General features: G+C 71.1%; 25 protein-coding genes and 1 rRNA gene. 10 read left to right on the forward strand and 16 right to left on the reverse strand.

The window, feature by feature from the left end; all coding sequences use genetic code 11:
* Positions 1-92, forward strand: a 5S ribosomal RNA gene (rrf, locus tag AB0411_RS35750); the annotation flags it as partial.
* Positions 93-200: 108 nt separating this feature from the next.
* Entirely contained in the window at positions 201-746 is a 546-nt protein-coding gene (locus tag AB0411_RS35755; protein WP_366421408.1) for a GNAT family N-acetyltransferase, read from the forward strand.
* Positions 747-767: 21 nt separating this feature from the next.
* Here AB0411_RS35755 and AB0411_RS35760 read toward each other — a convergent pair whose 3' ends face one another.
* The 6 genes from AB0411_RS35760 to AB0411_RS35785 form a co-directional block, all read right to left on the reverse strand.
* Positions 768-2,417: a type VI secretion protein gene (locus AB0411_RS35760; protein WP_366421409.1), complete on the reverse strand. Its 1,650-nt coding sequence runs from the start codon at positions 2,415-2,417 to the stop codon at positions 768-770.
* Positions 2,414-3,838, reverse strand: a complete 1,425-nt coding sequence (locus AB0411_RS35765) for an ATP-binding protein (protein ID WP_366421446.1) — start codon at positions 3,836-3,838, stop codon at positions 2,414-2,416. The genes AB0411_RS35760 and AB0411_RS35765 overlap by 4 nt, the downstream gene beginning before the upstream one ends.
* Before the next feature lie 29 nt (positions 3,839-3,867).
* The gene (locus AB0411_RS35770; RefSeq protein WP_366421410.1) at positions 3,868-5,430 is read right to left on the reverse strand and encodes an SCO6880 family protein; all 1,563 of its coding nucleotides are present in this window, start codon (positions 5,428-5,430) and stop codon (positions 3,868-3,870) included.
* Positions 5,427-6,746, reverse strand: coding sequence for a hypothetical protein (locus AB0411_RS35775; protein ID WP_366421411.1), 1,320 nt, complete (start codon positions 6,744-6,746; stop codon positions 5,427-5,429). The genes AB0411_RS35770 and AB0411_RS35775 overlap by 4 nt, the downstream gene beginning before the upstream one ends.
* Positions 6,736-7,587 carry a hypothetical protein gene (locus tag AB0411_RS35780; protein ID WP_366421412.1) on the reverse strand — a complete coding sequence of 284 codons (852 nt, stop codon included), beginning with the start codon at positions 7,585-7,587 and terminating at the stop codon, positions 6,736-6,738. The genes AB0411_RS35775 and AB0411_RS35780 overlap by 11 nt, the downstream gene beginning before the upstream one ends.
* A gap of 493 nt (positions 7,588-8,080) precedes the next feature.
* Positions 8,081-8,389, reverse strand: coding sequence for a hypothetical protein (locus AB0411_RS35785; protein WP_006603970.1), 309 nt, complete (start codon positions 8,387-8,389; stop codon positions 8,081-8,083).
* Positions 8,390-8,888: 499 nt separating this feature from the next.
* Here AB0411_RS35785 and AB0411_RS35790 point away from each other — a divergent pair, with 499 nt between their 5' ends.
* Together AB0411_RS35790 and AB0411_RS35795 are read left to right on the forward strand one after the other, a co-directional pair.
* Positions 8,889-9,893 (forward strand): bifunctional lytic transglycosylase/C40 family peptidase, encoded by a 1,005-nt coding sequence (locus AB0411_RS35790; protein ID WP_366421413.1) that lies wholly within the window; start codon positions 8,889-8,891, stop codon positions 9,891-9,893.
* 208 nt (positions 9,894-10,101) lie between these two features.
* Positions 10,102-10,821 (forward strand): phosphatase PAP2 family protein, encoded by a 720-nt coding sequence (locus tag AB0411_RS35795; protein WP_366421414.1) that lies wholly within the window; start codon positions 10,102-10,104, stop codon positions 10,819-10,821.
* Positions 10,822-10,952: 131 nt separating this feature from the next.
* Here the strand turns inward: AB0411_RS35795 and AB0411_RS35800 are convergent, their stop codons facing one another.
* Complete coding sequence (locus tag AB0411_RS35800) at positions 10,953-12,572, reverse strand: FAD-binding oxidoreductase (RefSeq protein ID WP_366421415.1); 1,620 nt, start codon at positions 12,570-12,572, stop codon at positions 10,953-10,955.
* Between the two features lie 246 nt (positions 12,573-12,818).
* Positions 12,819-13,010 (reverse strand): hypothetical protein, encoded by a 192-nt coding sequence (locus AB0411_RS35805; protein WP_366421416.1) that lies wholly within the window; start codon positions 13,008-13,010, stop codon positions 12,819-12,821.
* A 172-nt stretch (positions 13,011-13,182) separates the two neighbouring features.
* Here AB0411_RS35805 and AB0411_RS35810 point away from each other — a divergent pair, with 172 nt between their 5' ends.
* On the forward strand, positions 13,183-14,043 hold the full coding sequence (locus AB0411_RS35810) for a hypothetical protein (RefSeq protein ID WP_366421417.1): 861 nt from the start codon (positions 13,183-13,185) through the stop codon (positions 14,041-14,043).
* A 147-nt stretch (positions 14,044-14,190) separates the two neighbouring features.
* Positions 14,191-14,412 carry a hypothetical protein gene (locus tag AB0411_RS35815; protein ID WP_366421447.1) on the forward strand — a complete coding sequence of 74 codons (222 nt, stop codon included), beginning with the start codon at positions 14,191-14,193 and terminating at the stop codon, positions 14,410-14,412.
* 19 nt (positions 14,413-14,431) lie between these two features.
* Here the strand turns inward: AB0411_RS35815 and AB0411_RS35820 are convergent, their stop codons facing one another.
* Complete coding sequence (locus AB0411_RS35820) at positions 14,432-14,848, reverse strand: metal-sensitive transcriptional regulator (RefSeq protein ID WP_366421418.1); 417 nt, start codon at positions 14,846-14,848, stop codon at positions 14,432-14,434.
* Positions 14,849-15,042: 194 nt separating this feature from the next.
* Between AB0411_RS35820 and AB0411_RS35825 the strand changes: the two genes are divergently transcribed.
* Together AB0411_RS35825 and AB0411_RS35830 are read left to right on the forward strand one after the other, a co-directional pair.
* Entirely contained in the window at positions 15,043-15,663 is a 621-nt protein-coding gene (locus tag AB0411_RS35825; RefSeq protein WP_042162406.1) for a DUF47 domain-containing protein, read from the forward strand.
* A gap of 9 nt (positions 15,664-15,672) precedes the next feature.
* On the forward strand, positions 15,673-16,671 hold the full coding sequence (locus AB0411_RS35830; RefSeq protein WP_366421419.1) for an inorganic phosphate transporter: 999 nt from the start codon (positions 15,673-15,675) through the stop codon (positions 16,669-16,671).
* Positions 16,672-16,822: 151 nt separating this feature from the next.
* On the opposite strand, the gene pstB is transcribed toward AB0411_RS35830, so the two are convergent.
* The 4 genes from pstB to pstS all read right to left on the reverse strand — a co-directional run bounded on the left by pstB (position 16,823) and on the right by pstS (position 21,067).
* The gene (gene pstB, locus AB0411_RS35835) at positions 16,823-17,599 is read right to left on the reverse strand and encodes a phosphate ABC transporter ATP-binding protein PstB (protein ID WP_086718512.1); all 777 of its coding nucleotides are present in this window, start codon (positions 17,597-17,599) and stop codon (positions 16,823-16,825) included.
* A 138-nt stretch (positions 17,600-17,737) separates the two neighbouring features.
* Complete coding sequence (pstA, locus tag AB0411_RS35840) at positions 17,738-18,820, reverse strand: phosphate ABC transporter permease PstA (protein WP_366421420.1); 1,083 nt, start codon at positions 18,818-18,820, stop codon at positions 17,738-17,740.
* Positions 18,817-19,815 (reverse strand): phosphate ABC transporter permease subunit PstC, encoded by a 999-nt coding sequence (pstC, locus tag AB0411_RS35845; RefSeq protein ID WP_366421421.1) that lies wholly within the window; start codon positions 19,813-19,815, stop codon positions 18,817-18,819. Before pstC ends, pstA begins: the two co-directional genes overlap by 4 nt.
* Before the next feature lie 130 nt (positions 19,816-19,945).
* Positions 19,946-21,067: a phosphate ABC transporter substrate-binding protein PstS gene (gene pstS / locus AB0411_RS35850; protein WP_366421422.1), complete on the reverse strand. Its 1,122-nt coding sequence runs from the start codon at positions 21,065-21,067 to the stop codon at positions 19,946-19,948.
* A 452-nt stretch (positions 21,068-21,519) separates the two neighbouring features.
* Here pstS and AB0411_RS35855 point away from each other — a divergent pair, with 452 nt between their 5' ends.
* Both AB0411_RS35855 and AB0411_RS35860 read left to right on the forward strand, forming a co-directional pair.
* Positions 21,520-22,593, forward strand: a complete 1,074-nt coding sequence (locus AB0411_RS35855; protein ID WP_366421423.1) for a C40 family peptidase — start codon at positions 21,520-21,522, stop codon at positions 22,591-22,593.
* Between the two features lie 331 nt (positions 22,594-22,924).
* The gene (locus tag AB0411_RS35860; protein WP_366421424.1) at positions 22,925-24,364 is read left to right on the forward strand and encodes a PP2C family protein-serine/threonine phosphatase; all 1,440 of its coding nucleotides are present in this window, start codon (positions 22,925-22,927) and stop codon (positions 24,362-24,364) included.
* Positions 24,365-24,419: 55 nt separating this feature from the next.
* Here AB0411_RS35860 and AB0411_RS35865 read toward each other — a convergent pair whose 3' ends face one another.
* The 3 genes from AB0411_RS35865 to AB0411_RS35875 all read right to left on the reverse strand — a co-directional run bounded on the left by AB0411_RS35865 (position 24,420) and on the right by AB0411_RS35875 (position 26,097).
* Positions 24,420-24,764 (reverse strand): DUF2516 family protein, encoded by a 345-nt coding sequence (locus AB0411_RS35865; RefSeq protein ID WP_018093407.1) that lies wholly within the window; start codon positions 24,762-24,764, stop codon positions 24,420-24,422.
* A 187-nt stretch (positions 24,765-24,951) separates the two neighbouring features.
* A complete protein-coding gene (locus tag AB0411_RS35870) occupies positions 24,952-25,617 on the reverse strand; it encodes a hypothetical protein (protein WP_366421425.1) in 666 nt (221 codons plus the stop codon).
* Positions 25,618-25,650: 33 nt separating this feature from the next.
* On the reverse strand, positions 25,651-26,097 hold the full coding sequence (locus AB0411_RS35875) for a helix-turn-helix domain-containing protein (protein WP_366421426.1): 447 nt from the start codon (positions 26,095-26,097) through the stop codon (positions 25,651-25,653).
* Positions 26,098-26,179: the final 82 nt, after the last annotated feature.

Here is a 26,179-nt window from a genome sequence, read left to right on the forward strand (position 1 = left end):
CGCCCGGTTACATTCCGAACCCGGAAGCTAAGCCTTTCAGCGCCGATGGTACTGCAGGGGGGACCCTGTGGGAGAGTAGGACGCCGCCGAACAATTTTTGTGGGAAGCCCCGCACCGTATGGTGCGGGGCTTTTCCGCGTTTACGGACCGAAAAGCGGAAAGGTGGTCCCGCGGTGTGGCCCGCTGGGATGCTGGACCGCATGGGGTACGTGATCAGGCCGGTGACGGCGGACGAGTGGAAGCGGCTCAAGGAACTGCGGCTGGCGGCGCTGGCCGATCCGGTGGCCCGGGTGGCGTTCACCGAAACCCTTGAGGCGGCGGCCGGCCAACCGGATGTGTTCTGGCAGCGGCGGGCGTTGTCACCCGACGAGGGCGGGGCGGCGCTCACGTTCGTCGGGGTGGCGGAGGACGGCGGCTGGGGCGGCATGGTGGTGGTCCTGGTCGAGGAGGACGCGGAGGTGCCGCAGACGCACGTGGTGGGCGTGTATGTGCGGCCCGAGCACCGCGGGACGGGGCTGGCGCGGGAGTTGTTCGAGGCGGCGATCGGGTGGTCGTGGAACCTCGCGGACCCGGTGGTGGAGCGCGTACGGCTGTGGGTGCACGAGGAGAATCCGCGGGCCGAGGCGCTGTACCGCTCCCTGGGGTTCGTGGCAACGGGGCGGACCATGGCCGATCCGAAGGATGCCGCCGCGCGGGAGCGGGAGATGGCGCTGGGCCGGAGCGGCGACCGGAAGGACGCCTCCTAGGGCCGGGGAACGGTGTGCGGGTCAGGCCGGCAGGGAGTGATGTGGCCAGCGGGCGCGGGCCTGTTCCCGGGAGCGCATGGTCGCCAGGGTCAGCAGTCCGCGGGCGCGGCCGGTTTCGAGGAGGCCGGGGAGCGCCGGCAGCGGGGCGAGGGCCGCGATGTCGTCCAGGACGAGGGTGAGTGGTGGGTCGAGCCGACCGTCAGATGACCGTTCGGCCATGCGGCGGCCGTGCTCGACCACGCTCGAGAGGAGTGCGGTGAGCAACGGCATCGCACCCGGGTCGGTACGCGGATCCTCGATGGGATCGCCTACCACGTAAAGCGTTCCCCCCTCTTCGATAAATGATTCGAGGAGGACCGAATCCGCTCGAAGTGGTGTGCACGCGTCCCGGATGTGGATCGAGGAGAGGGCGGTCAGCGCGCGCCCGACCAACTGCTGGGCGGCCTCCCGGCGTTCGGGGTGGGCGGTCAGCACCGACTCCAGCTCGCCGGCCTGCCCGCCGGAGGCCTTGGCGCTGGTGCGCAGGATGCGGACGGGTTCCTGGGCGGCGCCGGAGGTGTGCGCCCAGCGGTGCAGCTGGCGGAACGGGCGGCCGTCCACCGCGGCGGCGTGCAGCCAGCAGCGCAGCAGGGTCTGGGCGGCGTCCGCGACGGCCGAGTCCAGCGCACCGGACGGGCGTACCGGGGCCAGCAGAGCGGTGGCCCGGGCGCCGGCGGTGGCGAGGTCCGTACAGCCGGAGGTCGGCGACCAGCGCAGCCGGGCCGGGGTGTCGAGGCGGTGGGTGGGGTCGTAGGTCAGCAGCGGGCCGAGCTTGGCGCGGGCGTCCTTGGTCTCGGACCAGAGGACGGGGTCCGTCGTGGCGACGACCAGGGGGCCCGGGGCAGCCGTCGCGGCGGTCAGGGCGGCCGCTCGGGCGACGGCGCGGTCGGGGGCGAACTGGAGCCGGGGGAGCGCGGGTTCGGCGTGCGGGTCGGCGCCGTCGGTTTCCGGGAGAGCCGGGGCGGCCGGGGGAGCGGTGCGCTGCTCGGGGACCGGGCCGGCCGCCGTGGCCATGGCCGTCACCGGGGAGTCGAGGGGGACGGACGGGGCGGCGGGGGCCGCCGGCTCGGCGGGCGCGTCGTCGCGGTGCGCCGCGGCGTTGGGGGCCGTGCGGGCCGCCTCCCGGACCGCTTCCCGGGGAGGTGCCTGGGGCGTCCGGGCGGCTGCCGTCTCAGCGGTCTGCCGTGCGTCCGCGCCTTCTCCGCGCGCATCCCGCCCCGCTCGGGCCTTCGCGCGCCGTGCCGCCCGTACGGCGCGATAGCGGGTGATCGTCCCCAGCGCGAAGATCACCAGCACCAGCAGCACCATCAGCTCGCCGATGAGGATGCCCCAGAACAGGCCGTACCCGGAGAGCTGCCCCTTGGGGGTGTCGGGCCAGGCGGCGGCCAGGTCGTGCGGCGCGGAGACCAGGTGGCGCAGCGCCAGCGCCGTACCGGGGTAGGTGACGTGGTCGGGCCAGGCGCCGTGGGTGAACAGGCCGGCCAGGCCGGTCGCCGTCCACACCAGGAACGTCAGGCCCAGCAGGAAGGCGAGCAGCCCGACCAGCAGGGAGTCGGGGATGCCGCGTCCCCGGCCCGCAGGCGCGTCGCGGTGGCCGCGGCCGCCGCGTTCCTCGTCGTATCCGCGCGTCACGCCACCGTCTCGCTCGACTCGTCTCTCCACTGCCGCTCCATCGCCATGGCCTCGGCGCGTGCCTCGGCCTCGGCGTCCGCCGCCGCCTGGAGGGCGCGTGCCTCGTCCGTGGGCATCGCGGATGCCTCGGTCATCGCCCGGTCGGTGTAGACCAGCGGGCGCTCGGCCTCGGTGATGAGGTGCTTGACGACCTGGACGTTGCCGTTGACGTCCCAGACCGCGATGCCGGGGGTGAGGGTCGGGATGATCTCGACGGCCCAGCGCGGCAGGCCCAGCACCCGGCCCGTGGCGCGTGCCTCGTCGGCCTTCTGGGCGTAGATGGTGCGGGTCGAGGCCATTTTGAGGATCGCGGCGGCCTCGCGTGCCGCTGCCCCGTCGACGACGTCGCTGAGGTGGTGGACGACGGCCACGAACGACAGGCCGAGCCGTCGGCCGAACTTCAGCAGCCGCTGGAAGAGCTGCGCGACGAACGGCGAGTTGATGATGTGCCAGGCCTCTTCGACCAGGAAGATGCGCTTCTTGCGGTCGGGCCGGATCCAGGTGTGCTCCAGCCAGACGCCGACGATCGCCATCAGGATCGGCATCGCGATGGAGTTGCGGTCGATGTGCGAGAGGTCGAAGACGATCAGCGGCGCGTCCAGGTCGATGCCCGCCGAGGTCGGGCCGTCGAACATGCCGCGCAGGTCACCGTCGACGAGCCGGTCGAGGACCAGCGCCACGTCCAGACCCCAGGCCCGGACGTCGTCTATGTCGACGTTCATCGACTCCGCCGACTCCGCTTCCGGGTGCCGCAGCTGCTCGACGATGTCGGTCAGGACGGGCTGGCGGTCGGTGATGGTGTCGTTGACGTAGGCGTGCGCGACCTTGAGGGCGAAGCCGGAGCGCTCGTCCAGGCCGTGGCCCATCGCCACCTCGATGATCGTCCGCAGCAGGGCCAGCTGGCCGGTGGTGGTGATCGACGGGTCGAGGGGGTTGAGGCGGATGCCGCCGTTGAGGGCGGCGGTCGGGTCCAGGCGGATGGGGGTTATCCCCAGCTGCTCGGCGATGAGGTTCCACTCGCCGACGCCGTCCTCGCCCTGGGCGTCGAGGACGACGACCTGCCGGTCGCGGAACCTCAACTGCCGCAGCACATAGGTCTTCTCCAGCGCGGACTTGCCGTTGCCGGACTCGCCGAGGACCAGCCAGTGCGGGGCCGGCAGCTGCTGCCCGTACAGCTGGAAGGGGTCGTAGATGTAGCCCTTGCCGCTGTAGACCTCGCGGCCGATGATCACGCCGGAGTCGCCGAGGCCGGGGGCCGCGGTGGGCAGATAGACCGCCTGCGCCTGGCCGGTGGAGGTCCGTACGGGCAGCCGGGTGGTCTCCACCTTCCCGAACAGGAAGCTGGTGAACGCGTCGGTGAGCGCTCCGATCGGATCGAGCATGGCCATGACGTACGCGCCTCCCAGCGGCTTTAGCGGCGGATCCCGGTCGCGAACGGCAGGGTGTTGACGAACGCCCGGTGGTGCTCGCGGTCGCACCACTCCAGCTTGAGGTAGGACTTGCCGGCCGAGGCGCGGATGGTGCGCTTGTCGCGCGCCAGCGCGTCGGGCGAGCGGGAGGAGACCGTGAGGTAGCCGACGAGGTTGACGCCGGCCGCGCCGGACGCCAGGTCCTCGCCGCGCTGGTCGACGCGGCCGTGGTGGGCGACGTCCCGCGGGTCCACCACCCGGTTCATCTTCGCCGCGCGGCTGGCCTCGGCATCGTCGTTCGTCTTCTCCGTGAGCATCCGCTCGATGGCGATCTCGGTGGGCTCCAGGTCCATGCAGACCGCGACCGTACGGATCACGTCCGGGGTGTGCACCAGGAGGGGCGCGAGGAAGTTGACGCCCACCGGGGTCAGCGGCCACTCCTTGACCCAGGCGGTGGCGTGGCACCACGGCGCGCGGGTCGTCGACTCCCGCGTCTTGGCCTGCAGATACGTCGGCTCCATCGCGTCGAGCTCGGCCGGCCAGGCGTTGCGCTTGCTCATCGCCTGGATGTGGTCGATGGGGTGGTCCGGGTCGTACATGGAGTGCACGAGGGAGGCGAGCCGGGCCTGGCCGAGCGGCTGGCGCACCCGGATGTCGGCCTCGGCGAGCCGGGCGCAGATGTCGGTCAGCTCACGGGCCATGACGACCGCGAGCCCGGCGTCCCGGTCCAGCTTCTTGCGCAGCAGCCCGCCCTGGTGCATCCGCGCGGCGCGTGCCATGGTCTGTGCCTCGGCGGCCAGCTCGCGGGTGTAGTGCATACAGGCGACGAGGTAGGCGCGGTGCTGCTCGGAGGAGGTGGAGACCATCGACTGGAGCTGGTCGTAGGACTCCTGCAGCCAGTCGGGGGAGTTCCTGTCGCCGCGCTGGGCGACGTCCTTGGCGTGCGCGTCCGGGTCGGCGGGCAGCGTACGGGCCAGCATCTGCAGCCGGGTCACGAAGCCGTCCCCGTTGGCCACATGCTTAAGCAGCGTCCCGAAACGGTCGACCAGCGCCTCCTGGTCCTCGCTGTCGCGCAGGCCGACGCCCGGCCCCTCGATCTCGATGGCGGCGGTCACCGTCTTGCGGTCGGCGTGCAGCAGCACCGCGATCTCGTCCGGGCCGAACGGGGCGGACAGCCAGTTGATCCGGCCGATGCCGGGCGGCGGGCCGATCTCGACCTCGCGGCCGTCCAGCCGCACGCCCGCCTCGGCGGTGCCGGAGCGGTAGGTGGCGCCGCGGCGGACCGTGCGGCGGAAACTGCGCCGGATCTCGAACCACTTGTAGAACGTACGGCCCTTGTACGGCACGTAGACGACCGCGAGCGCCAGCATCGGGAAGCCGGTGAGCGACACGATCCGCAGCGGCAGCATCGGCACCAGCAGCCCGCACATCATGCCGAGGAACGCCCCCACGATGATCAGCGCGATCTCACCGGTCTCGCGGTTCTTGCCGACGATCGCGTTGGGCCGCGCGCGGCCGATCAGGTACGTGCGACGTGGCGCGATCGGGTGGGACTGCGTGCTCAACGCCCCTCACCTCCTGCTGATTTGCCGGTGCGGGAGCTGCCGCTCGGGCCGGGGTTCGTACGGGGGGCGGGGGTGGCGGGGGCCGAGGAGCGGCCGCCGCCGGTACGGGAACTGTGCGCGGCGACGCCGCCGGCCACCGCGTCGGCCGGCCGGGACTGGCCGCCCTGCGCGCCCTGCGGCTGCCCGCCGTCCCCGCCGGACCGGCGGGAGCTGTGGGTCTTGATGCCCTGGGACACCAGCGCGGCGGGCGAGGAGATCATCGCGGCGGCCTGGCTGCCGTCGGTGGCCCGGCCCTTGTTCGTCCGCGCCGAGACCATCTCGTCGCCGAAGCCGGGGACGAAGCGGTAGATCACCGCACTGGCGAAGATGGCCAGGACGATGATCGCGAGCCCGGAGACGACCGCGGAGAAGGCGTTCGGCCCCTTGTCGTGGGAGAGCGCACCGGCGATGCCCAGCACGATCACGATGACCGGCTTCACCATGATCACCGCGATCATGATGCCCGCCCAGCGGCGCACATGCCCCCACATGTTCTTGTCGACCAGGCCGGCGTAGACGACGGTGCCCAGCAGCGCCCCGACGTACAGCAGCGCGGCCCGGATCACCAGCTCCAGCCACAGCACACCGGCGGCGAGCACGGAGACCAGCGACACCACGATCAGCATGATCGGGCCGCCGCCGATGTCGGTGCCCTTCGTGAGCGCCTGCGAGAACGCCCCGAAGAAGGTGTCGGTCTGCGCCCCCGTCCCCTTCGCGATGATCTCGGTGACCCCGTCGGTCGCCGAGACGATCGTGTAGAGGATCAGCGGGGTGAACGCGGAGGCCAGCACCGTCAGCCAGAGGAACCCGACCGCCTCACTGATCGCCTCCGTGAGCCGCACCCCGCGCACCGCGCGCTTGGCGACCGCCAGAAGCCACAGCACGAGGGTGAGGATGGTGGAGGCCGCGAACACGACGGCGTACTGCCGCAGGAAGGCGGCGTTGGTGAAGTCCACCTGCGAGGTCGCCTTCACCGCGTCGGAGAGCTTGGTGACGATCCAGGCGGCGGCTTTCGCACAGCCCTTGGCGAGGGAGTCGAGGGGGTCCAGGGGGTTGTTGTCGGTGAGGCCGCCGGGCGCCTTGGGCGCCCCGGAGCCGGCTTTGTCGCCTGATTGGCAGTAGTCCTTGGCGGGGCCGACGATCAGGTCGCAGTTGTCCTTGGGCGACGGACTGGGGTTGGGCGCGGCCAGGACACGCGCGGCCAGCAGGAACAGCGTGGTCTGTACGGATGCCAGTGCCGCGGTGACGGTGAGGACACGCCTTCGGTTACCGCGCATAGGTGAACCCTCCGTACTGTTCGACCGCCTTGGCGATCTGGTCGGCACCGGACGTCTTGTTGTCCCCGTTGACCGGGGCGGGGCCGTCCTGCTGGGAGAAGCCCTCGACCTTCCAGTCGCCGCCTGCCCACTGCAACTGGAGCCGCATGGTGAACCAGTCGCTTGTCACCGGAGTGGTCGACTTCGCGCCGGCTGTACCGAACAGGCCCGTGCACCACACTTCGAGGTTCGCCGTGTCGCCCGTGCGCCTCACGAGCTTCGTGCCGACGGGAACCGTGCGCGAGATGTAGGTCATGCCCTGAGCTGCGTTGCCGTTCGCGTCGAGGCCGAGCTTCTTGAGGAAGGCGGTCGAGTAGGCGGCGTCGAGCTTGCCCTGCATCTCGTCGGCCTTGGCGGGGGCGAAGGCCTGCTGCACGATCGCGTGGCGTTCGTTGGGCTTGAGGATGTTGGCGGAAACCAGCGCCACCGCATAATTCGCCGCCGCCGACTGCGCCCCCTGCTCCGTCTTGGCGAAGCCCGAGGCGATGCCAGCGGTCTTGCCGGTGGCGGGCTTGGTGCCGGTGGGGGCGGTGGGCTGGGCGTGGGCGGTGTCCTTGGGGGAGCCGTCGGAGGGGGTTTCGCTGTTGCCGCTGCCGCCGCGGTTGGCGAAGGCGATGGCCGCGAGCAGCAGGACGACCACGCCGACGATGGTGACGAGGTTGCGGCTGGACATGCCGGCGCGGGGCCGGCGTCCGGAGCCGTAGGGGTCGCCGCCGGTGTCGGGAAGTCTGGTCCGTGTCTGGCCCGTCTCGGAACCGCGGTGGCCGTCGCCGCCGTAGCCGCCGTCGTCACTGAGACTCATCGCGCCTGTGCCCCCTCTGCCGCTGTCGGCGTGCGTGCCGTAGTTGTGCCGCCCTCATATGACCGTAGCCGCGCGGGCGGCGGCTCGGGTGCAGCGGTACGAGTACATCTCACCGTGACGGGTCCTCAGATGCGGTACGGCAGAGGCGAATGGGGGACTGTGGGTCATATGTGCTCATCGCCCGCTCCGTGGTCGCCGTCGCCTTCTTGCGCCTTCCTGCCTCCGGGTCCACCTGTCCCCGCCCCGCGGTCCTCCCAATCGGTCCGCTGGTGGCGGGGGTGACGAGGACGCGGGCCCGGTTTTGCCGGGCCGGGCGTGAGGGGGCGTCAGCATGTCGCCTCGGCAGGGGAGGTGGGTCCGGTGGGGGCGAGTGGGGGCACGGGACGGCGGAGAGAGGGCGGGCGGGGGCGCAGGGGGAGCGGCCCGGGACGGGCGCGGTCCGGTGGTGTGCACCTCGTGGGCGGGCACGGCGCGGCCCCGGGGCGTGCCCGCGCTAGACCGCCATGCCGTAGACGATGGTGAACAGCGTCCCCAGGGAGCCGATGATGAAGACGCCGGTCAGGCCGGCCACGATCAGGCCCTTGCCCTGTTCGGCGCTGAAGGTGTCGCGCAGCGCGGTGGCGCCGATGCGCTGTTTGGCGGCGCCCCAGATCGCGATGCCGAGGCACAGCAGGATCGCCACCGCCATGACCACTTCGATCATCACGCGGGCTTCGTTGCCCAGGCTCCCGAACGGTCCCCAGTCGGGGGCGATTCCGCCGATGATGGTGGTGATGTCGCCCTTTTCGGCTGCAATGAACATGTGTGAACTCACCGCCCCTTGATGGGTAGTTGTGTGCCCGGTGCCGGCGCGGCACGGGTCGCTCTCTATCTTCGCTGACGAACGGGCCGTCAGCTGTCGTCTTGGCGGCTTTCTTTGACGGATCCCGTGGGAGTGGCGTGGACGTGTGGGCGCATGCCGTCCATCGAACCGACTGGTCTCACTGTGTGTATCACGGGGTCCTACCCTGAGCAATGATCATCGGAAGAGGTCATGGCCGGTCCGGCGCGCCGTTGCGGCCGGGGCCGTTCGGGTGGTGGCGCGGCCCGGGGGCGGCGGCCGGCGTCCGGTCCCGGGCCCGTGTGCAGTGTCGCCCATCCGGCGGGGTTGCGGGCGTTGTCATGAGGGGCATCTCACACCGGTGCCGGAGCGCCCCCTGCGCCGTGCTGTGCGCCGTCGTGTCGCGCCGGGGGCGGCGCAACGCGCGCGGAGCGACCGGAAAATGGCAGTGAACCGCGCCTGAATGGGGGAGGGTTGGGGGGTGCGGAAATTCTGGGTGGCCGGTGGGCTCGGGACGGGGCTGGTGCTCTGTCTGCTCGGGCTGCTTGTGATCGGTACGTACACGGTGGCGGCCCGCCTGGCCGGGGCCGGCGGGCAGGCGCTCGGGCTGGCGAAGGGCGCGGTGCCGGCCGAGTACCAGCAGCTGGTGCAGAAGTGGGGGACGCTCTGCCCGGCGATAAGCCCCGCGCTGCTGGCGGCGCAGCTCTACCAGGAGAGCGGGTGGAACCCGCGGGCGCAGAGCCCGGCGGCCGCCCAGGGCATGGCGCAGTTCATCCCGGGGACGTGGCAGACCCACGGCATCGACGGGAACGGCGACGGCAAGAAGGACGTGTGGGACCCGCAGGACGCGATCGCGTCGGCGGCCTCGTACGACTGCGAGCTGGCCAGTTATGTGAAGGGCGCGCCGGGCAACGCCACGCACAACATGCTCGCCGCGTACAACGCGGGGGCGTACCGCGTCATCCAGTACAGCGGGGTGCCGCCGTACCGCGAGACGCAGAACTACGTGAAGACGATCACGACGCTCGCGAAGAGCTTCGAGGCGCCGTCGGGTCCGGTGGCGCCGTCGAAGCAGGCCGCGGGGGCGATCTACTTCGCGCAGGAGAAGCTCGGCACGCGCTATCTGTGGGGTGGTACCGGAACGGCGGCGCAGGGCGGGCGGTTCGACTGTTCGGGGCTGACCCAGGCGGCGTACCGCTCCGTGGGCATCGAGCTGCCCCGGGTGGCGAACGACCAGTGGAACGCCGGGCCGCATCCGAAGCGGGACGAGCTGCTCCCGGGTGACCTGGTGTTCTTCGCCTACGACCTGAAGGACCCGCGGTCGATCCACCACGTGGGGATCTACGTGGGGGGCGGCTACATGATCAACGCGCCGTACACCGGGGCCGTGATCCGGTTCGACAAGATCGATTCGCCGGACTACATCGGTGCCACCCGTGTCACGTCCGATGGCGCAAAAGCGCTGCCCGGCACGAACGCTGCGTGAACATAGGGCCCTGAACTGCAGTGATGAGTCAAGCTTCGATAACGTCCTGGTGATCATCCGGTGGAGAGTGGAACGGCCGGGGTGGACATCGCGTTTCCTTGGCGTGGGGACGTAGCAGAGCAGCTCGACGCAGCACACGCTCGACGACCACGGGGGCAGGCAGCACACGACGGCGCTCGCGCGCGCGAAAGATAAGGGGCCGCGGCAGATGGCTGGACTCGCACTCGAGGGGCCGAACCCCGATGTCGACGTGCTCGACGGCATCAACGGCCTCGCGAAGGACGCCCCCCACTGGGTCAACAAGGCCATGGAGTACATCGGCGAGTACGGCATCATCGCCGGCCTCGGGGTGCTGTGCCTGATCGCCTGGTGGTCGGCGCGCCGTGGGCCGGGCGCCCCGTCCGCCGTCGCGGGCCTGGTCTGGGCGCCGCTGGCCGCGGGCCTCGCGCTGCTGGCCAACATCCCGATCCGGGCGTTCGTGGAGCGGCCGCGGCCGTTCAAGGACCATGCCGGGCTGGAAGTGCTGATCCCCGGCAAGAGCGACTACTCGTTCGTGAGCGATCACGCCACGCTCACCATGGCGGTCGGCGTCGGCCTGTTCGTCGCCCACCGGAAGTACGGCCTGATCGGCATCGCGCTGGCGCTCGCCGAGGGCTTCTGCCGCGTCTACATGGGCGTGCACTACCCGACCGACGTGGTCGGCGGGTTCGCGCTGGGCACCGCCGTCGCGCTGCTGCTGGCGCCGCTCGCGCAGGCGCTGCTGGTGCCGCTGACGACGGCGGTCGGCCGGTCGAAGGCGGCCTGGCTGGTGCGCGCGCCGGGCGCGGACGGCGCCGCGGGGCAGGACGCCGAGGGCGGCCGGGTGGTGGCCACCGGATCGGCGATGCCGCGGGGGCAGAAGGAACGGGACAAGGACCTGGCGGCCTGAGGAGCCGCCGGGCCGGGGGAAACGACCCGGCCCGGCGGTCCCCGGGCGCGACGACCTGGCGGATGCGGATGGCCCGGACCCCTCATGGGGCCGGGCCGTCCGTGTGTCCGCCGGGGGTGCCTCTGCCGGTGTCAGAGCGCCTGCGGGAAGGTGCTGAACAGCCGCTGCGGGTCGTAGGTCCGCTTGACCTGGTCGAGGCGGGCGGCGGCGGCGCCGTAGTAGGCGGACTTCCAGTCGCGGAGCCCGGGGTCGGTGTAGTTCTGGTAGGCGGCGCCCGACGAGTGGCGGCGCATCGCGTCATGGAACGAATTCAGCCACGCTGTGCGCGTCGCGGACGAGCCGCTCGCCGGCCAGGACGTCAAGTACTGGGCCAGGAACCGCGAGCCGCGGTGGACGAAGGCGGTGTCGGTGCGCCCGACGCGGTTGATGGCGCCGCCCAGCGCCGTCAGCGCCACGTTCCCGTTGACGCCCTTGCGCCCGCCGGCCTCGATCTGGTCCATCAGGGTGCGGATGCCGGCCGCGGACAGCGAGCGGTCGAAGAAGTGCGAGCGGGCGGCGTAGGTCTCGCGGCCCAGCTGTCCGGCGCCGGTGTGGCCGGGCAGCGAACCCGGCATGTGGCACTGCGCGGTGGACTTGGAGGAGCAGCCCGCGTAGGACTCCATCGCGTCCAGGTAGCCGGTCGGCGTGAGGTGGACGCTCTTGGCGGGGCCGGGGCCGCCCGGCTGGTCGGCGAGCTTGTCGACGGCGTTCTGCAGCTCGCGGTAGCTCCCGAGCGAGAAGGCGGCGACGGAGACGGACGGGGTGGTGCCGGGACGGGCGTCGAGGTGGCAGGCGGACCATATCTCGTCGGCCTGCGCCGGCCCCCACTTCTGCCAGGACGCCACGACCTTCGCCGCCTTGGCCCACGGCCAGGTCATGTACGCCATCACGGCACGGGGCGCGGGGTGCGTACGGAAGCGGAGTTCGGTCACCACGCCGAAGTTGCCGTTGCCGGCGCCGCGCAGCGCCCAGAACAGGTCGGCGTGCCGGCTCTTGTCGCAGTCGACGGTCTTGCCGTCGGCCGTGACCAGGGTGGCGCCGACGAGGCTGTCGCAGGTCAGCCCGTACGCGCGGGAGGCCACGCCATGACCGCCGCCGAGGGTGAGGCCGGATATGCCGACGGTGGGGCAGGAGCCCCCGGGTATCGTCACGCCGTGCGCCCCGAGGCCCTGGTAGACGTCGATGAGCTTGGCGCCGGCGCCGATGCGGGTGGTGCCGCCGGACGGCGCGCCGACCTTGGAGAGGGCGGAGACGTCGATGACCAGCTTGCCGTTGCCGCTGGACCAGCCCGCGTAGGAGTGGCCGCCGCTGCGGATGGCGACCGGGGTGTCGTGCCGCCGGGCGAAGGCGAGGCATTCGGCGATGTCCGCGGGGTGCTCGACATACGCGATGGCCGACGGCTTCAGCGTGTCGTAGCGGGTGTTGTAGAGGCGGCGGGCGGTCGCGTAGGCGGCGTCGGAGGCCCGGATCAGCTTGCCGTCCAGGCTCTTGCCGAGCGCGGTCCAGGACGCCTTCGAGGCGTGGCCGCCGGCGGCGGCCGCCGAGGCGGAGGCCGCGTTGGTCTGGGCCGCGCCGGTGCCGGTGGCGGCACCCGTGGCGGACGTGGAGGACGCCGCACCCGCCTTGCCGGTCTTGTTGTCGCATCCGGTGGCCAGGGCGACCGAGGCCGCCGCCAGTCCGCCGCCCGCCTGCAGGAGTGTGCGCCGCTTCACTGGGATGAATCCCCCTCGATGTTTTTGTCCGGTCCTGCCCCGCCCGCCGATGGGCCGGGTCACGGGGCACGTGCGGGAACGCCGCACCGGCCGGTCGCGGCGGCGCGCTGCCCTCGCATCCGCTGTGCCCGGTAATGCTCCGCGCTGTCCGGTGCCGTCCGCGAAGTCCGTTACCGGCATGGTGCGTTTGCTTCCCTGACTAGCCAGATGCCGTACAGGCGTGCGGGGTTCCCGGAACGGACGGGCTCATTCCAGGGGGCGTCCGGAGCCGGTGCCCGTCTGCTGTCCGGCCGCGGCCTCGGCCAGATGGCGCTCCGCGTCCGTACGCGCCTGGGAGCGGGCGCGGCGGGCCGGCCCCCGCCAGCCGCAGGCGCAGCGGGCCGTGCAGAAGGAGCCGCTCTCGGCGGTGGAGGTGGCATGGGGGGCTCGCTCGGGCACGCTGCCACGCTACGCGCCCCAGGTGCCCTTGCGTGACGAGCCCCCGCGACGGTCGTTGAACCGGACGGTCGACGGAACGTCAGAGGCGGCGGTGGCGGACCGGTGACCCTCCCGAGCGGACCGGCCGGCCCAGGCCGTTCCCGAAGACAGCGGCCGAGGGGGCTCGTACGCGATGGTGGTGCAGGACAGGCGAGGCGGCGGTGCGGTCGTCGTGGCCGTGGCGTGCGGGACGGGTCTGGCGGTCGGGCTGCTGACGACGGGCTGTTCCCCGGACGGGGCCGCGGCCGACGACCAGGACCCGGCCGGCCGGGCCGCTGCCGCCGCCGCGGTCCGCAACAGCGCCGCCGCCCTGCTGCGGGCCGGCTCCGCCGGGGTCCGTACGTCCATGGAGACGGTCAGCGGCGGCACCCGCGTCGCCATCCGCGGCACCGGCGGCTACGACTTCGCCACCAGCACCGGACGGCTGCGGGTGGTCCTCCCCGACCCCGCGGGCAGGCCCGGCGGCGGCCGTCAGCCGATCACGGAGATCCTCGCGCCCGGTGCGCTGTACATGAAGAACCGCGGGGCGGGGGTGCCGGCCGACAAGTGGGTGCGGGTCTACACCGCGTCGCTGAGCGACGGCAACCTGGTCACCGGCGGGGCGACCGACCCGCTGGCCGCCGCGGAACTGCTGCGCGGGGCACAGGAGGTGACGTACCAGGGCGCGGGGCGGCTGGACGGCGTCCTGGTGCGGCACTACCGCGGCACGACGGACATCGGGGCGGCCGCCCGGCAGGCGTCGCCGCGCACCCGGCCCGCGCTGATCGCCGCGGAGCAGGGGTTCACCACCGACGCGGTGCCGTTCGAGGTGTACCTGGACGAGGACGGGCGGCCACGCAGGATGCGCCAGTGGTTCCGCTTCGCCAACGGCTCGCCGAAGGGGGCATCGGTGACCTCCACCACCGAACTATCGGATTTCGGTACCAAGGTCCGGGTGCAGCTGCCGGACGACCGTGACATCTACGCAGGGAAGATCGCCTCGCCCGCGCGCTAGTTCCGGGCGGGGCGGGGCTGCCGGGGCACGTGACGGGGGCGCTTGCCGGGTGGCGGAAATGGTCCATCCGTGCCATGCGCGGAGCGTGCGCCCGTCTTTACGCTGACGGTAACCACCGCAGGCGTGGGAAGGCGCTCGGAGGAGGAGGTGTGGTACGTGTCCGGACACCGCCCTACGACGGTCCAGGACCACGTCGCCCTCGTCGAGATCGATCTGACGAGTGAGTTGATGATCGCGGCGTCGGCCGCGAGCGAGGACCGGCTCAGCCCGGACCGCATCGACGAGGTGCTGGAGGTCGACGGGGCGGACGCCGACGGCACGGACCGGGTGCCCCCGCGGGCCGGTCCGGCGAGGCGCTCCCCCCTTTAGTACCCGCGGGCCGCCGGCTTCAGGTGCGCAGCATCCGCTCGATGGCCTTGGTGGCCTCCTGGACCTTGGCGTCGATGGCCTCGGGGCCCTTGACGGCGGCGTCGGCGACGCAGTGCCGCAGATGCTCCTCCAGGAGCTGGAGGCCGAAGGACTGCAGGCCCTTCGTGCTCGCCGAGACCTGGGTGAGTATGTCGATGCAGTAGACATCCTCTTCGAGCATCCGCTGCAGTCCGCGGATCTGCCCCTCGATCCGCCGCAGTCGCTTGATGTGTGCGTCCTTCTGCTGTGCGTAGCCGTGGGGGCCGGATGTCGCGGGAATCTCTGCGTCGTCGGTCACGGTTTGAACGGTGTTCCGGGGGTCGTTGCCCGGCTGCTGGGGGTGGGGGGCCGCGGCGGCTGCGGCGCTGCCGCTGGTGTCGGCGTCCGTGGTCGTCATGGCCGTCTCCCGTGGTATCTAGGCGATCTATATACCCCTGGTGGGTATATGGTACCGAACTTTGCGGGCACCTGTGGTACCCCGTGCAGAGCATGCTGCACGATGGGCGACACTGAAGGAACGCCGGTTAGCTGTGGCTGGATGATGCGCCTAGCATCAACTCGACCGAATCCGATGCACCCCGAGGATTTCACGTGCGCTTTCGTCTGACCCCCAGGGAGACGAGCTTCTACGACATGTTCGCCGCCTCCGCGGACAACATCGTCACGGGCTCCAAGCTCCTGATGGAACTGCTCGGGGCGGACGCCTCCGCTCGTGCAGAGATCGCCGAGCGGATGCGGGCGGCGGAGCACGCGGGTGACGACGCGACCCACGCGATCTTCCACCAGCTGAACTCCTCGTTCATCACGCCGTTCGACCGCGAGGACATCTACAACCTCGCCTCGTCGCTCGACGACATCATGGACTTCATGGAAGAGGCGGTCGACCTGGTCGTCCTCTACAAGGTCGAGGAACTGCCCAAGGGCATCGACCAGCAGATCGAGGTGCTGGCGCGGGCGGCCGAGCTGACCGCCGAGGCCATGCCGCACCTGCGGACCATGACCAACCTCACCGAGTACTGGATCGAGGTCAACCGCCTGGAGAACCAGGCCGACCAGATCCACCGCAAGCTGCTCGCGCACCTCTTCAACGGCAAGTACGACGCCATAGAGGTCCTCAAGCTCAAGCAGATCGTGGACATCCTGGAAGAGGCGGCGGACGCGTTCGAGCACGTCGCCAACACGGTCGAGACCATCGCGGTCAAGGAGTCCTGAGCGCCGCCCATGGAGACCTTCGCGCTCGTCGTGACCATCGCGGTCGCGCTCGGATTCACCTATACCAACGGCTTCCACGACTCCGCGAACGCCATCGCGACCTCGGTCTCGACGCGGGCACTGACCCCGCGCGCGGCGCTGGCGATGGCCGCCGTGATGAACCTCGCCGGTGCGTTCCTCGGCAGCGGGGTCGCCAAGACGGTCAGCGAAGGGCTGATCGCCACTCCCCAGGGCAACCAGGGAATGGGCATTCTCTTCGCCGCGCTGCTCGGCGCGGTGGTCTGGAACCTCGTCACCTGGTACTTCGGCCTGCCCTCCTCGTCCTCGCACGCCTTGTTCGGCGGCATGGTCGGAGCGGCGCTCGCCGGTGGCACCAAGGTCATCTGGGGCGGCGTGGTCGAGAAGGTCGTCCTGCCGATGTTCATCTCACCGGTCATCGGCCTGGTGCTCGGCTATCTGGTGATGGTCGTCATCCTCTGGATGTTCCGTAAGTCCAACCCGCACAAGGCCAAGCGCGGCTTCCGCATAGCCCAGACCGTCTCGGCCGCCGGCATGGCGCTCGGACACGGTCTGCAGGACGCCCAGAAGACCATGGGTGTCGTGGTGATGGCCCTGGTCATCGCCGATGTCGAGGACGCGAACGACGCCATCCCGATCTGGGTCAAGCTGGCCTGTGCGCTCACCCTCTCGCTGGGCACGTACGCCGGCGGCTGGCGCATCATGCGCACCCTGGGCCGCCGGATCATCGAGCTGGACCCCCCGCAGGGCTTCGCCGCGGAGACCACCGCGGCCTCGGTCATGTACACCGCGTCGTTCATGTTCCAGGCGCCGATCTCCACGACCCATGTCATCACCTCCGCGATCATGGGCGTCGGCTCGACCAAGGGCCCGCGCGCGGTGCGCTGGGGCGTCGCCAAGAACATCGTGATGGGCTGGTTCATCACGATGCCGGCGGCGGCGCTGGTCGCGGCCCTCGCGTTCTGGCTGATCCGGCTGGCGTTCGGCTGACGCGCCGGCCGCTGAGAAGCCGGCCACGAGCACAGGAACGGGCCCGCCCCCGGGAAGAGGGGCGGGCCCTTCGTCGTGCGGTGGCACCGCCATGCAGCACCGCAGGACGTGGTGGGGGCGGCCCCGGCCGGGCGGCCGGGGCGCGCGGGGCTCAGCCGAAGCGGCCGGAGATGTAGTCCTCCGTGGCCTGGACCGAGGGGTTGGAGAAGATCCGCTCGGTTTCGTCGATCTCGACCAGCTTGCCGGGCTGCCCGACGGCGGCGAGGTTGAAGAACGCCGTACGGTCCGAGACCCGCGCGGCCTGCTGCATGTTGTGCGTCACGATGACGATCGTGAAGCGCTCCTTGAGCTCGCCGATCAGGTCCTCGATGGCGAGGGTGGAGATCGGGTCGAGCGCCGAGCACGGCTCGTCCATCAGCAGCACCTGCGGCTCGACCGCGATGGCGCGGGCGATGCACAGCCGCTGCTGCTGGCCGCCGGAGAGGCCCGAGCCGGGCTTGTTGAGGCGGTCCTTGACCTCGTTCCAGAGGTTGGCGCCCTTGAGGGACTTCTCGACGATGTCCTTGAGCTCGCTCTTCTTGTACGAGCCGTTCAGCCGCAGCCCGGCCGCGACGTTGTCGAATATCGACATCGTGGGGAACGGGTTGGGGCGCTGGAAGACCATGCCGACGGTGCGGCGGACGGCGACCGGGTCGACCCCGGAGCCGTAGAGGTTCTCGTCGTCCAGCATCACCTTGCCCTCGACGCGGCCGCCGGGGGTGACCTCGTGCATCCGGTTCAGGGTGCGCAGGAAGGTCGACTTGCCGCAGCCGGACGGGCCGATGAAGGCCGTCACGGAGCGCGGCTCGACGGTCATCGAGATGTCGTCGATGGCCTTGTGGCCGCCGTAGTACGCGGAGAGGCCGCTGACGTCGATTCGCTTGGCCATGGAAATCACTGCTTCTTTCTGTCGCCGGGCTGGGTCAGCGGCCGGGCTGCGTCAATGGGTCGGACTTCGTTTCGCTCGCGCTCCGGCCGGGTGCCGCACCCTCGTTCCTCGGGTGCGCCCCCCGAGCTGCGCCGCAGCTCAACTCCGTCCTCCGCGTGGGGCCTTCCAGCGGGCGATGCCGCGGGCCACCAGGTTGAGGATCATGACGAAGGCGATGAGGACCAGCGCCGCGGCCCATGCCCGGTCGTACGAGGCCTCGGAGCCCTGCTGCCACTGCTGGAACACATAGAGCGGAAGCGACTGCTGGGCGTCTTCGAAGGGGTTGTTGTTGATCGTCTTCGCGCCCCACACCAGGAGCAGCACGGGCGCCGTCTCGCCGGCGATACGGGCGATGGCGAGCATCACGCCGGTGGTGATGCCGCCGATCGACGTCGGCAGCACGACCTTGAGGATCGTGCGCCACTTGGGCACGCCGAGGGCCAGCGACGCCTCGCGCAGCTCGTTGGGGACGAGCTTGAGCATCTCCTCGGTGGAGCGGACCACGACCGGCATCATCAGGATCGCCAACGCCATCGAGCCGGCGAAGCCGGACGGGCCGAAGCCGAGGATCAGGATCCACACGGAGAGGATGAACAGGCCGGCCACGATCGACGGGATGCCGGTCATGACGTCGACGAAGAAGGTGACGGCGCGGGCGAGCCGGCCGCGGCCGTACTCGACGAGGTAGATCGCGGTGAGCAGACCGATCGGCGCGGCGATCAGGGTGGCCAGGCCGACCTGCTCCAGGGTGCCGATGATCGCGTGGTTGATGCCGCCGCCGGGCAGCGCGTCCGGCGTGGTGCCCATGGAGTGGGACAGGAAGTAGCCGTTGAGGACCTTGGTGCCGCGGGCGACGGTCTCCCACAGGAGCGAGGCCAGCGGCACGACGGCGATCAGGAAGGCGATCCAGACCAGGCAGGTGGCCAGCCGGTCCTTGGCCTGCCGCCCGCCCTCGACGGCCGCGGCCAGCGCGAAGGTGCCGAAGACGAAGAGCAGGGCGGCGATCAGGCCCCACTGGACGGTGCTGTCCAGGCCGGCGCCCAGCCCGATGCCGCAGCCCGCACCGGCCGCGACCAGCGCGAGGACCGGCGGGGTCCAGCGGGGCAGCCGGGCGTGCTTGAGCGAGACGGGCAGCGGGGCGTCGCCGTGGGATACCGCGGGGCGGTCGGTGGTGATGCTCATGCGGCGGCTCCCGAGTACTCCTTGCGGCGGGCGATGATCAGGCGGGCCGCGCCGTTGACGAGCAGCGTGATCACGAAGAGGACGAGGCCGGAGGCGATCAGGGCGTCCTGGCCGAAGGTGTCGGCCTCGCTGAACTTGCTGGCGATGTTCTGGGCGAACGTGCCGCCGCCCGGGTCCAGCAGGCTGGTGTTGATGAGGAAGCTGGGCGAGAGGACCGTGGCCACGGCCATCGTCTCGCCGAGAGCACGGCCCAGGCCCAGCATCGAGGCGCTGATGACCCCGGAGCGGCCGAAGGGGAGCACCGACATCCGGATGACCTCCCAGCGGGTGGCGCCCAGCGCCAGCGCGGCCTCCTCGTGCATCCGCGGGACCTGCAGGAACACCTCGCGGCTGACGCTGGTCACGATCGGCAGGACCATGATCGCGAGCAGGATGCCGACGGTGAACAGCGAACGGGCCGCCCCGCCGCCGTACGAGAAGATGCCGGTCCAGCCGAGGTAGTCGTCCAGCCAGCCGTAGAGGCCGCTCAGATGCGGGACGAGGAAGAGCGCGCCCCACAGGCCATAGATGATGCTGGGCACCGCGGCGAGCAGGTCGATGACGTAGCCGAGCGGCGAGGACAGCTTGCGCGGGGCGTAGTGCGAGATGAACAGCGCGATGCCGACCGCGACCGGTACCGCGATGGCCATCGCGACCACCGAGCTGACGACGGTGCCGAAGGCGAGGACCGCGATGCCGAACTTCGGGTCCGTCCCGGTGGCGTTCCAGTCCAGGGTGGTGAAGAAGTTGGCCTTGTCGCCGGAGATGGCGAGCACGGAGCGGTAGGTGAGGAAGACCGCGATGGCGGCCATGATCACCAGGAGGGCGACACCGGAGCCCCGGGAGAGCCCGAGGAAGATCCGGTCACCGGGGCGGACCGCCTTGCCGGAGACGGCGGAGCGGCCGTCGTTTACCGGCGCGGGCGGGGTGGCGGATGTCGAGGTAGCAGAAGTCATGGATTCTCCGGTCTGCGGAGCCCGGCGGGGGCTCCTGGCGCGGCGGTGCACCGGACGGGCGGCGGCCCGAAAGGGGCCCTGGTGAAGGGGCCCCTTTGGCCTGGCGGTCTGCGGGCCGCCGCCCGGTGGGTCAGGAGAGCGTGGCGACGGTCTTGCGGACCTTGTCGGCGATCTCGGTGGGCAGCGGGGCGTAGCCGAGCTGCTTGAGCGCGCTCTGGCCGTCCTTGCTGGAGATGTAGGTCAGGAAGGACTTGGTGGCGGCCAGCGTCTCGGGCTTGTTGCCCTTGTCGCAGGCGATCTCGTTGGTCACCAGGGTGATCGGGTAGGCGCCCTCGGCCTTGGTGGTGTAGTTGAGCTTCAGGGCCAGGTCGTTGCCCTTGCCGGCCTGCGTGGCCTCGGAGATCGCCTTGGAGGCGTTGTCGACGGTGGCGTCGACCGGGGTCTTGGCGCCGGTGTTCAGCTTGACCGTGGGGATCTTGCCGGCCGTCGCGTACGACAGCTCGAAGTAGGAGATCGCGCCGCTGGTCTGCTTGACCTGCGAGGAGACGCCGGCCGAGCCGGAGGCCGCCTGGCCGCCGGTGCCCTCCCACTTCTTCGCCGGCTCGTGCTTCCAGTCGCCGGGGGCCGCGCCCTTGAGGTACTTGGTGAAGTTGTCGGTGGTGCCCGAGTCGTCGGAGCGGTGGAACGCCTGGATCTTGAGGTCCGGGAGCTTCGCGCCCGGGTTCAGCTTCTTGATCGCGGCGTCGTTCCACTTGGTGATCTTCGAGTCGAAGATCTTCGCCAGGGTGGGGGCGTCCAGCACGAGGTTGTCCACGCCGGGGACGTTGTAGCCGATCGCGACCGGGCCGCCGACCATCGGCAGGTCGATGGCCTGGCCGCCCTTGCAGACCTGCTTCGACTTGGTGATCTCGTCGGGCTTGAGCGGGGAGTCGGAGCCGGCGAACGCCGTCTGGCCCTGCAGGAAGGTGGTCACACCCGCGCCGGAGCCGGTCGGCTGGTAGTTGATCTCGGTGCCCTTGCAGGCGCCCGCGTAGTTCTGCACCCAGACGTCCATGGCGTTCTTCTGCGCGGAGGAGCCGGACGCGAGCAGCTTGCCCTTGCCCTCGCACTTGATGTTCGACGGCTTGGCGGCGGCACCGCCGCCGGCGCCGGAGGTGTCGTCGGAGCCGCACGCCGTCAGGGCCAGGGCACCCGAGACGGCGAGAGCGCCAACGGCGAGGGCGCGAACCCGGTTCTTGCGCTGAAGCTTCACTGTCGAAAGTTCCTTCCTGGGGCGCGCCGCTTCGTCGGCGTGCGAGGTGATGTGAGGATCTGGGCTGTCGCGTTCCGCGATGCCGCCGTCCGTGTCGCGCTTGCGCTAGGGGCGAGACGCGCACTCGGTGAGGCTGAAATTAGGCAGATCAGGTGAAGCGGCCGATGGAGGGGAGTGAACGCACGGTGAACCTCGGCCATCGGATGGGTGCGAGGGCAGAAGCGTTCGCCGACGCGTGCGAAACGGCCCGTCGCCCTGTTGAATTACCGGCCGGTATGGCAGCATCCGCGCCTGTAGGAACACGCGAATCGGTGCGGAACGACCGGAGGTGGCTGGTGGGGAGCCAGGGGGCACGGCAGGGCGTTCGGGACGTACGGGGCAGGCGGGAGCCGTGGGGCACACGGCGGTCATGGGGTCCACGCGGGACGTGGGGTTCGCGGGGCGGCCGGCTCGTGACGTGCACCGCCGTCGTCCTGTGCGCCATGGGCCTGCTCGGCGGCACGGCCACGGCCGCCTACGCCGACGACCCGAAGAACCCGCCCGCCGGCACGGAGCGGGCCGGCGGCGCGGCGGCGGACGCCGACGCCCGCCGCCTCGACGACGTACGCAAGAAGATCGACGCCCTCTACCGCAAGGCCGAGCAGGCCACCGACGCCTACAACGCCGCCAAGGAACAGGTCGGCCTCCAGCAGAAGGAGATCGTCGAACTGGCGCGCAGCATCGACGCCACCCAGCGCCGGCTGGCCACCCTCAAGCGGCAGGCGGGTGCGCTGGCCAGCGCCCAGTACCGCGGCGGCGGGCTGCCCGCCGAGGCGAAGCTCATGCTCAACGTCGACCCCGAGGGCTTTCTCGACAATGCCACCCTCGCGCGCAAGGGGCAGCTCGCGGCCAAGCGAATGATCAGCCAACTTTCCCGTCTCGAGGGCGACTTGGAGGGTTATTCGCAGTCCGCGACGGACCGCTGGGAGAAGCTGGAGGCGAACCGCAAGAAGAAGGAAAGCGCCCGGCGGGACATCGAGAAAAAGATCGACGAGGCAAAGAAGCTGGAATCCCGGCTGGCCGCCAAGGAAAAGGACCGGCTGAAGAAGCTGGAGGACGAGCTGGCCTTCGAGCAGCAGCAGAAGTGGCTGGACTCCGGCGTACTGAAAGACATCAGCAACAAGGCCTCGGCCCCCGGCAAGAAGGCGATTGCGTACGCCACCGCGCAGATCGGCAAGGATTATGTGTGGGGCGCGGAGGGGCCGGACACCTTCGACTGCTCCGGGCTGACCCTGCGGGCCTGGCAGGCCGCCCACCGGACCATTCCGCGGACCTCGCAGGAGCAGTGGCGGCAGCTGCCCCGGGTCGACATCAAGGACATGCGGCCGGGCGATCTGATTATTTATTTCACCGATGCCAGCCATGTCGGGATGTATCTCGGGAACGGCGCGATTGTGCATGCGCCGCGGCCCGGCCGGCAGGTCACGATCACCGGCGCCGGCTCGATGCCGATCCTCGGTGTCGTCCGCCCCGATGGTGACCGCTGACACGATGGCGCGGATCACATGCACGATAAATGACCGAATTGTTCGCTGTCCGAGGGTCGCCGTCGGGTAGCGGAATGCACTCAAGCGGGGTGATGTTCGTCATTCCGCATTCCACCCTCCCCAGGTCAAATGGCTTATCGGACGCGGCATATGACGATGGCCGATTGCCGCCGGGCATTCCATCCCACTCCGTACTGGCGCTATGGTCGCCTGGCAGTGCCCGGTGTGCGCCCTCCGTTCCCTTGACCCACGAGCGGCGGGCAGCCGGGCACGGTGGTGCGCCGGTCGGCGCCCCGCCGCACCCCTCGGGGGGAGGGAAGGAAGCAGACCAATGCCCGTACCCGTACCGCACCAGCGGTCGGTCGTGCTGCCGCACCAGGCAGGACCGGTGGACGACGCCTGCGCGGATACCGCGCAGGTCGCCGGCGCGCCGGGCGCGGGGGACACGACGGCCCAGCACGTGGGCGGCCCGGCGACCGCCGTGGGCCGGCGCACGGACCACCCGGCCCCGCAGGGCTCCCCGGAGCCCGGGCAGCCGCAGCCGGCCGACCAGCGAGTTCCGGCCGACCACGGGCCGGTGCACCAGGGCCTGACCCTGCTCCTCATCGGCGAGAACCCCAACAGCCACGTCCCCGACATGTGGGACTGGGCCGGCCGCAAGGTGCGCCTGCGGACCGCCCGCAACCTCACCGAGGCCGAGCGGCTGCTCACCGACGACGTGCACTGCATCCTGCTCGACCTGCCCCCGCGCGAGCCCGGCGACCGCACGGAGCGCGCCGCCGGCCGCGGCGGCGCCCCCGACGACGAGCTGGGCATGCTGCGCGACGTCCTGCGGATGGCCACCTCGCACGCCGTCCTCGTCCTCACCTACGAGACGGACGCCGAGCGCGCCGCCGACGCCGTACGCGTCGGCGCCCAGGACTACCTCTTCCGCGACGAGCTGGACGGCGCGGTGCTCAGCCGCGCGGTCCGCTACGCCGTCGAGCGCAAACGCGCCGACCTCGCACAGCGACAGCTCACCGAGTCCCGGATGCTCGCCCAGGAGAACGCCCGACTGGAGCGCGGGCTGCTGCCCACGCCCCTGCTCGACGGCTCCAACCTGCGCTTCGCCGCCTGCTACCGCCCCGGCCGCAGCCGGGCGCTGCTCGGCGGCGACTTCTACGACACCGTCCGCACCCCGGACGGCACCGTCCACGCGATGATCGGCGACGTCTGCGGCCACGGCCCCGACGAGGCCGCCCTCGGCGTCGAGCTGCGCATCGCCTGGCGCGCGCTGACCTTCGCCGGGCTCTCCGGCGACGAGCTGCTGGCCACCTTGCAGAAGGTGCTGGAGCACGAGCGGGCGGACGACGAGATCTTCGCGACGCTGTGCACCGTCGACATCTCCGCGGACGGCCGCCGCGCCGGACTGTGCCTGGCCGGCCACCCCGCACCGCTGCTGGCCCAGGCCGGCCAGCGCCCGCAGCTGCTGCCCTACGAATTCGGCGGCCCGGCGCTCGGCCTGCTGCCGCACGCCCGCTGGCCGCGCCGGCAGGTGGAGCTGGGCGGCTCGTGGAGCCTGATGATGTACACCGACGGCCTGATCGAGGGCCGGATCGGTCAGGGCAACCAGCGCCTCGGCCAGGACGGCATGACCGAGCTGGTGAGCCGGCAGATGGCCGCCGGCCTCACGGGCGAGGAACTGCTGGAGGCCTCGGTCAGGGAAGTCCGCGATCTGAACGGCGGCGAGCTGACGGACGACGTGGCCGTGCTGCTGCTGGACCGGCGGTAGCGAGGGCCGTCAGCGGCCGGCGGCCTCCCGGCCGCTCGGCGCCCGCCGTTCCCGCTCAGCGTCCGCCGTTGTACGGCCCGTACGGCCCGTCCGAGCTGGAGCCCCCGCGCCGGGGACCGCGGCCGCCGCCGGACACCTCACGGAGCGCCGGTCGCACGTCGACGGTGTAGACGATCACTGCGATCACGCCGATGACCGGCAGGAACGACATGATCGGGAGAATGAAGAGCAGCGCCGTGGCAAGGGCGAGGAAGATCAGCCACATGCCCTTGGTCTGCTTGCTCGCGGCGCGATAGGCGTCCTCGCGGCGCACGGCCGCGTCGATCAGCATCACGGCGGCATAGACGCCCAGGGCGAGCTGCACCCAGCTCAGAATGCTCTGGAACCCGTAAATCAGCACGCCCTACACCGCCCGTTCGCCAGTCGTGTCGTCTCGGTCCACGGCGGCCCGACTGCCGCCCGTGCGGCCCCACCGTACCCGGACAACGGGCCGGGCACCCGAAGTGTGCCCGGCCCGGCCCGTGAAACGGGGTCCGCGGCGAAAGGTGAGCGAGCTCACCCGTCCTCGCCGTGAGTGCCCTCCGCCGTCACTTGGCGGACGGCGGGGTGCTCTTCTTCGCCGGCGCCGGAGCCGGCTTGCGCTGGGCGACCGGCTTCTTCGGCGCGGCCGGCTTGGGCTGCGCCGCGGGGGTGGCCTTGGTCTCCGCCTTGGCGCCGTTCGCGGTCGGGTTCTTCGTGCCCGTGGCGGTCTGGTTCCTGGCCGCCGGGGTCTGGGTCTTCGTGCCGCCCTTGGCCTGCTTCGGCGCGGGCTCCGGCTCGATCGCCACCGCGAGGTCCTCGACCTGGTCGGCGGCCTCGCCGCGCCAGGTCGCCACCGCGCCGCGGCCGCGCTCGGCCAGCTCCTCGTAGCCCTCACGGGTGCGGACGACGGCCTCGGCCGCGCGGCCCACGCCCTGCAGCGCCAGCTCCTGCGCCTGGTCGCGGACCTTCTTGATGTCGCCGTCGATCGAGCCCAGCAGCTCGGTGAGCTTCTCCTTGGCGTCCTTGGCCTGCTTGGTGACCAGGGCCTGGACGTCCTTGGGGTCGGTGCTGCGGACGGACTCGAAGCGCTTGGGCGCCTCCACCCGGATCTTCTCGACGAACTGCGGGACCTCGCCGAGCTTCTCGGCAGCCAGGTCGACGGTGCCGGCCAGGGCGTAGAGCGGGGTCGCGTCGGTCAGGGCCTTGCGGAGGTCATCGGTGTTGATGGCCATGACGTGGTTCCTCCTGGAAACGAAATCGGTTGCTCAGGTGGCGTGCGGGCCGCCGTCGGCCTCTGTCTCGAGGGAGTCCGTGCCGAGCCCGTCCTCAGGTCCGCGCGCGGTGGCGTCGGTGCCGCCGCTCCCGAGCCCGTTCTCCTTGCGGAAGGACTCGTAGATCTGCAGCAGGACCTGCTTCTGCCTCTCGTTCAGCGCCGGGTCGGTGAGTATCGCGGTCTGCACCTCGACGCCGTCCAGACCCTGCCGTTCGTCCAGAATCCCGGCCTGGACGTACAGCGTCTCGGCGGATATCCGCAGCGCCTTGGCGAGCTGCTGCAGGATCTCCGCGCTCGGCTTGCGCAAGCCGCGCTCGATCTGGCTGAGGTACGGGTTGGACACCCCCGCGGCATCCGCGAGCTGCCGCAGGCTCAGCTGCGCTGTGCGCCGCTGCTCCCGCAGGAACTCGCCGAGGTTGCCGACGTTGAGTGATGCCATACCCCGATGGTGCCTCGCAGTGCTAACTATTGCAAGCGCAGCGCTAGCAGGAGTGCTCCAGCCGGTGGGCACGGCCTCTGCC

Origin of the sequence: Streptomyces angustmyceticus (assembly GCF_040701845.1) — a bacterium.
Classification (GTDB): domain Bacteria; phylum Actinomycetota; class Actinomycetes; order Streptomycetales; family Streptomycetaceae; genus Streptomyces; species Streptomyces angustmyceticus_A.

Excerpts from the sequence above, each read along its gene's own strand:
- AB0411_RS35755 (WP_366421408.1), top strand. The coding sequence starts at position 201 with ATGGGGTACGTGATCAGGCCGGTGACGGCGGACGAGTGGAAGCGGCTC.
- AB0411_RS35765 (WP_366421446.1), bottom strand. The coding sequence starts at position 3,838 with ATGCTCGATCCGATCGGAGCGCTCACCGACGCGTTCACCAGCTTCCTG.
- AB0411_RS35775 (WP_366421411.1), bottom strand. The coding sequence starts at position 6,746 with ATGCGCGGTAACCGAAGGCGTGTCCTCACCGTCACCGCGGCACTGGCA.
- AB0411_RS35780 (WP_366421412.1), bottom strand. The coding sequence starts at position 7,587 with ATGAGTCTCAGTGACGACGGCGGCTACGGCGGCGACGGCCACCGCGGT.
- AB0411_RS35785 (WP_006603970.1), bottom strand. The coding sequence starts at position 8,389 with ATGTTCATTGCAGCCGAAAAGGGCGACATCACCACCATCATCGGCGGA.
- AB0411_RS35795 (WP_366421414.1), top strand. The coding sequence starts at position 10,102 with ATGGCTGGACTCGCACTCGAGGGGCCGAACCCCGATGTCGACGTGCTC.
- AB0411_RS35810 (WP_366421417.1), top strand. The coding sequence starts at position 13,183 with ATGGTGGTGCAGGACAGGCGAGGCGGCGGTGCGGTCGTCGTGGCCGTG.
- AB0411_RS35820 (WP_366421418.1), bottom strand. The coding sequence starts at position 14,848 with ATGACGACCACGGACGCCGACACCAGCGGCAGCGCCGCAGCCGCCGCG.
- AB0411_RS35830 (WP_366421419.1), top strand. The coding sequence starts at position 15,673 with ATGGAGACCTTCGCGCTCGTCGTGACCATCGCGGTCGCGCTCGGATTC.
- pstB (WP_086718512.1), bottom strand. The coding sequence starts at position 17,599 with ATGGCCAAGCGAATCGACGTCAGCGGCCTCTCCGCGTACTACGGCGGC.
- pstA (WP_366421420.1), bottom strand. The coding sequence starts at position 18,820 with ATGAGCATCACCACCGACCGCCCCGCGGTATCCCACGGCGACGCCCCG.
- pstC (WP_366421421.1), bottom strand. The coding sequence starts at position 19,815 with ATGACTTCTGCTACCTCGACATCCGCCACCCCGCCCGCGCCGGTAAAC.
- AB0411_RS35860 (WP_366421424.1), top strand. The coding sequence starts at position 22,925 with ATGCCCGTACCCGTACCGCACCAGCGGTCGGTCGTGCTGCCGCACCAG.
- AB0411_RS35870 (WP_366421425.1), bottom strand. The coding sequence starts at position 25,617 with ATGGCCATCAACACCGATGACCTCCGCAAGGCCCTGACCGACGCGACC.
- AB0411_RS35875 (WP_366421426.1), bottom strand. The coding sequence starts at position 26,097 with ATGGCATCACTCAACGTCGGCAACCTCGGCGAGTTCCTGCGGGAGCAG.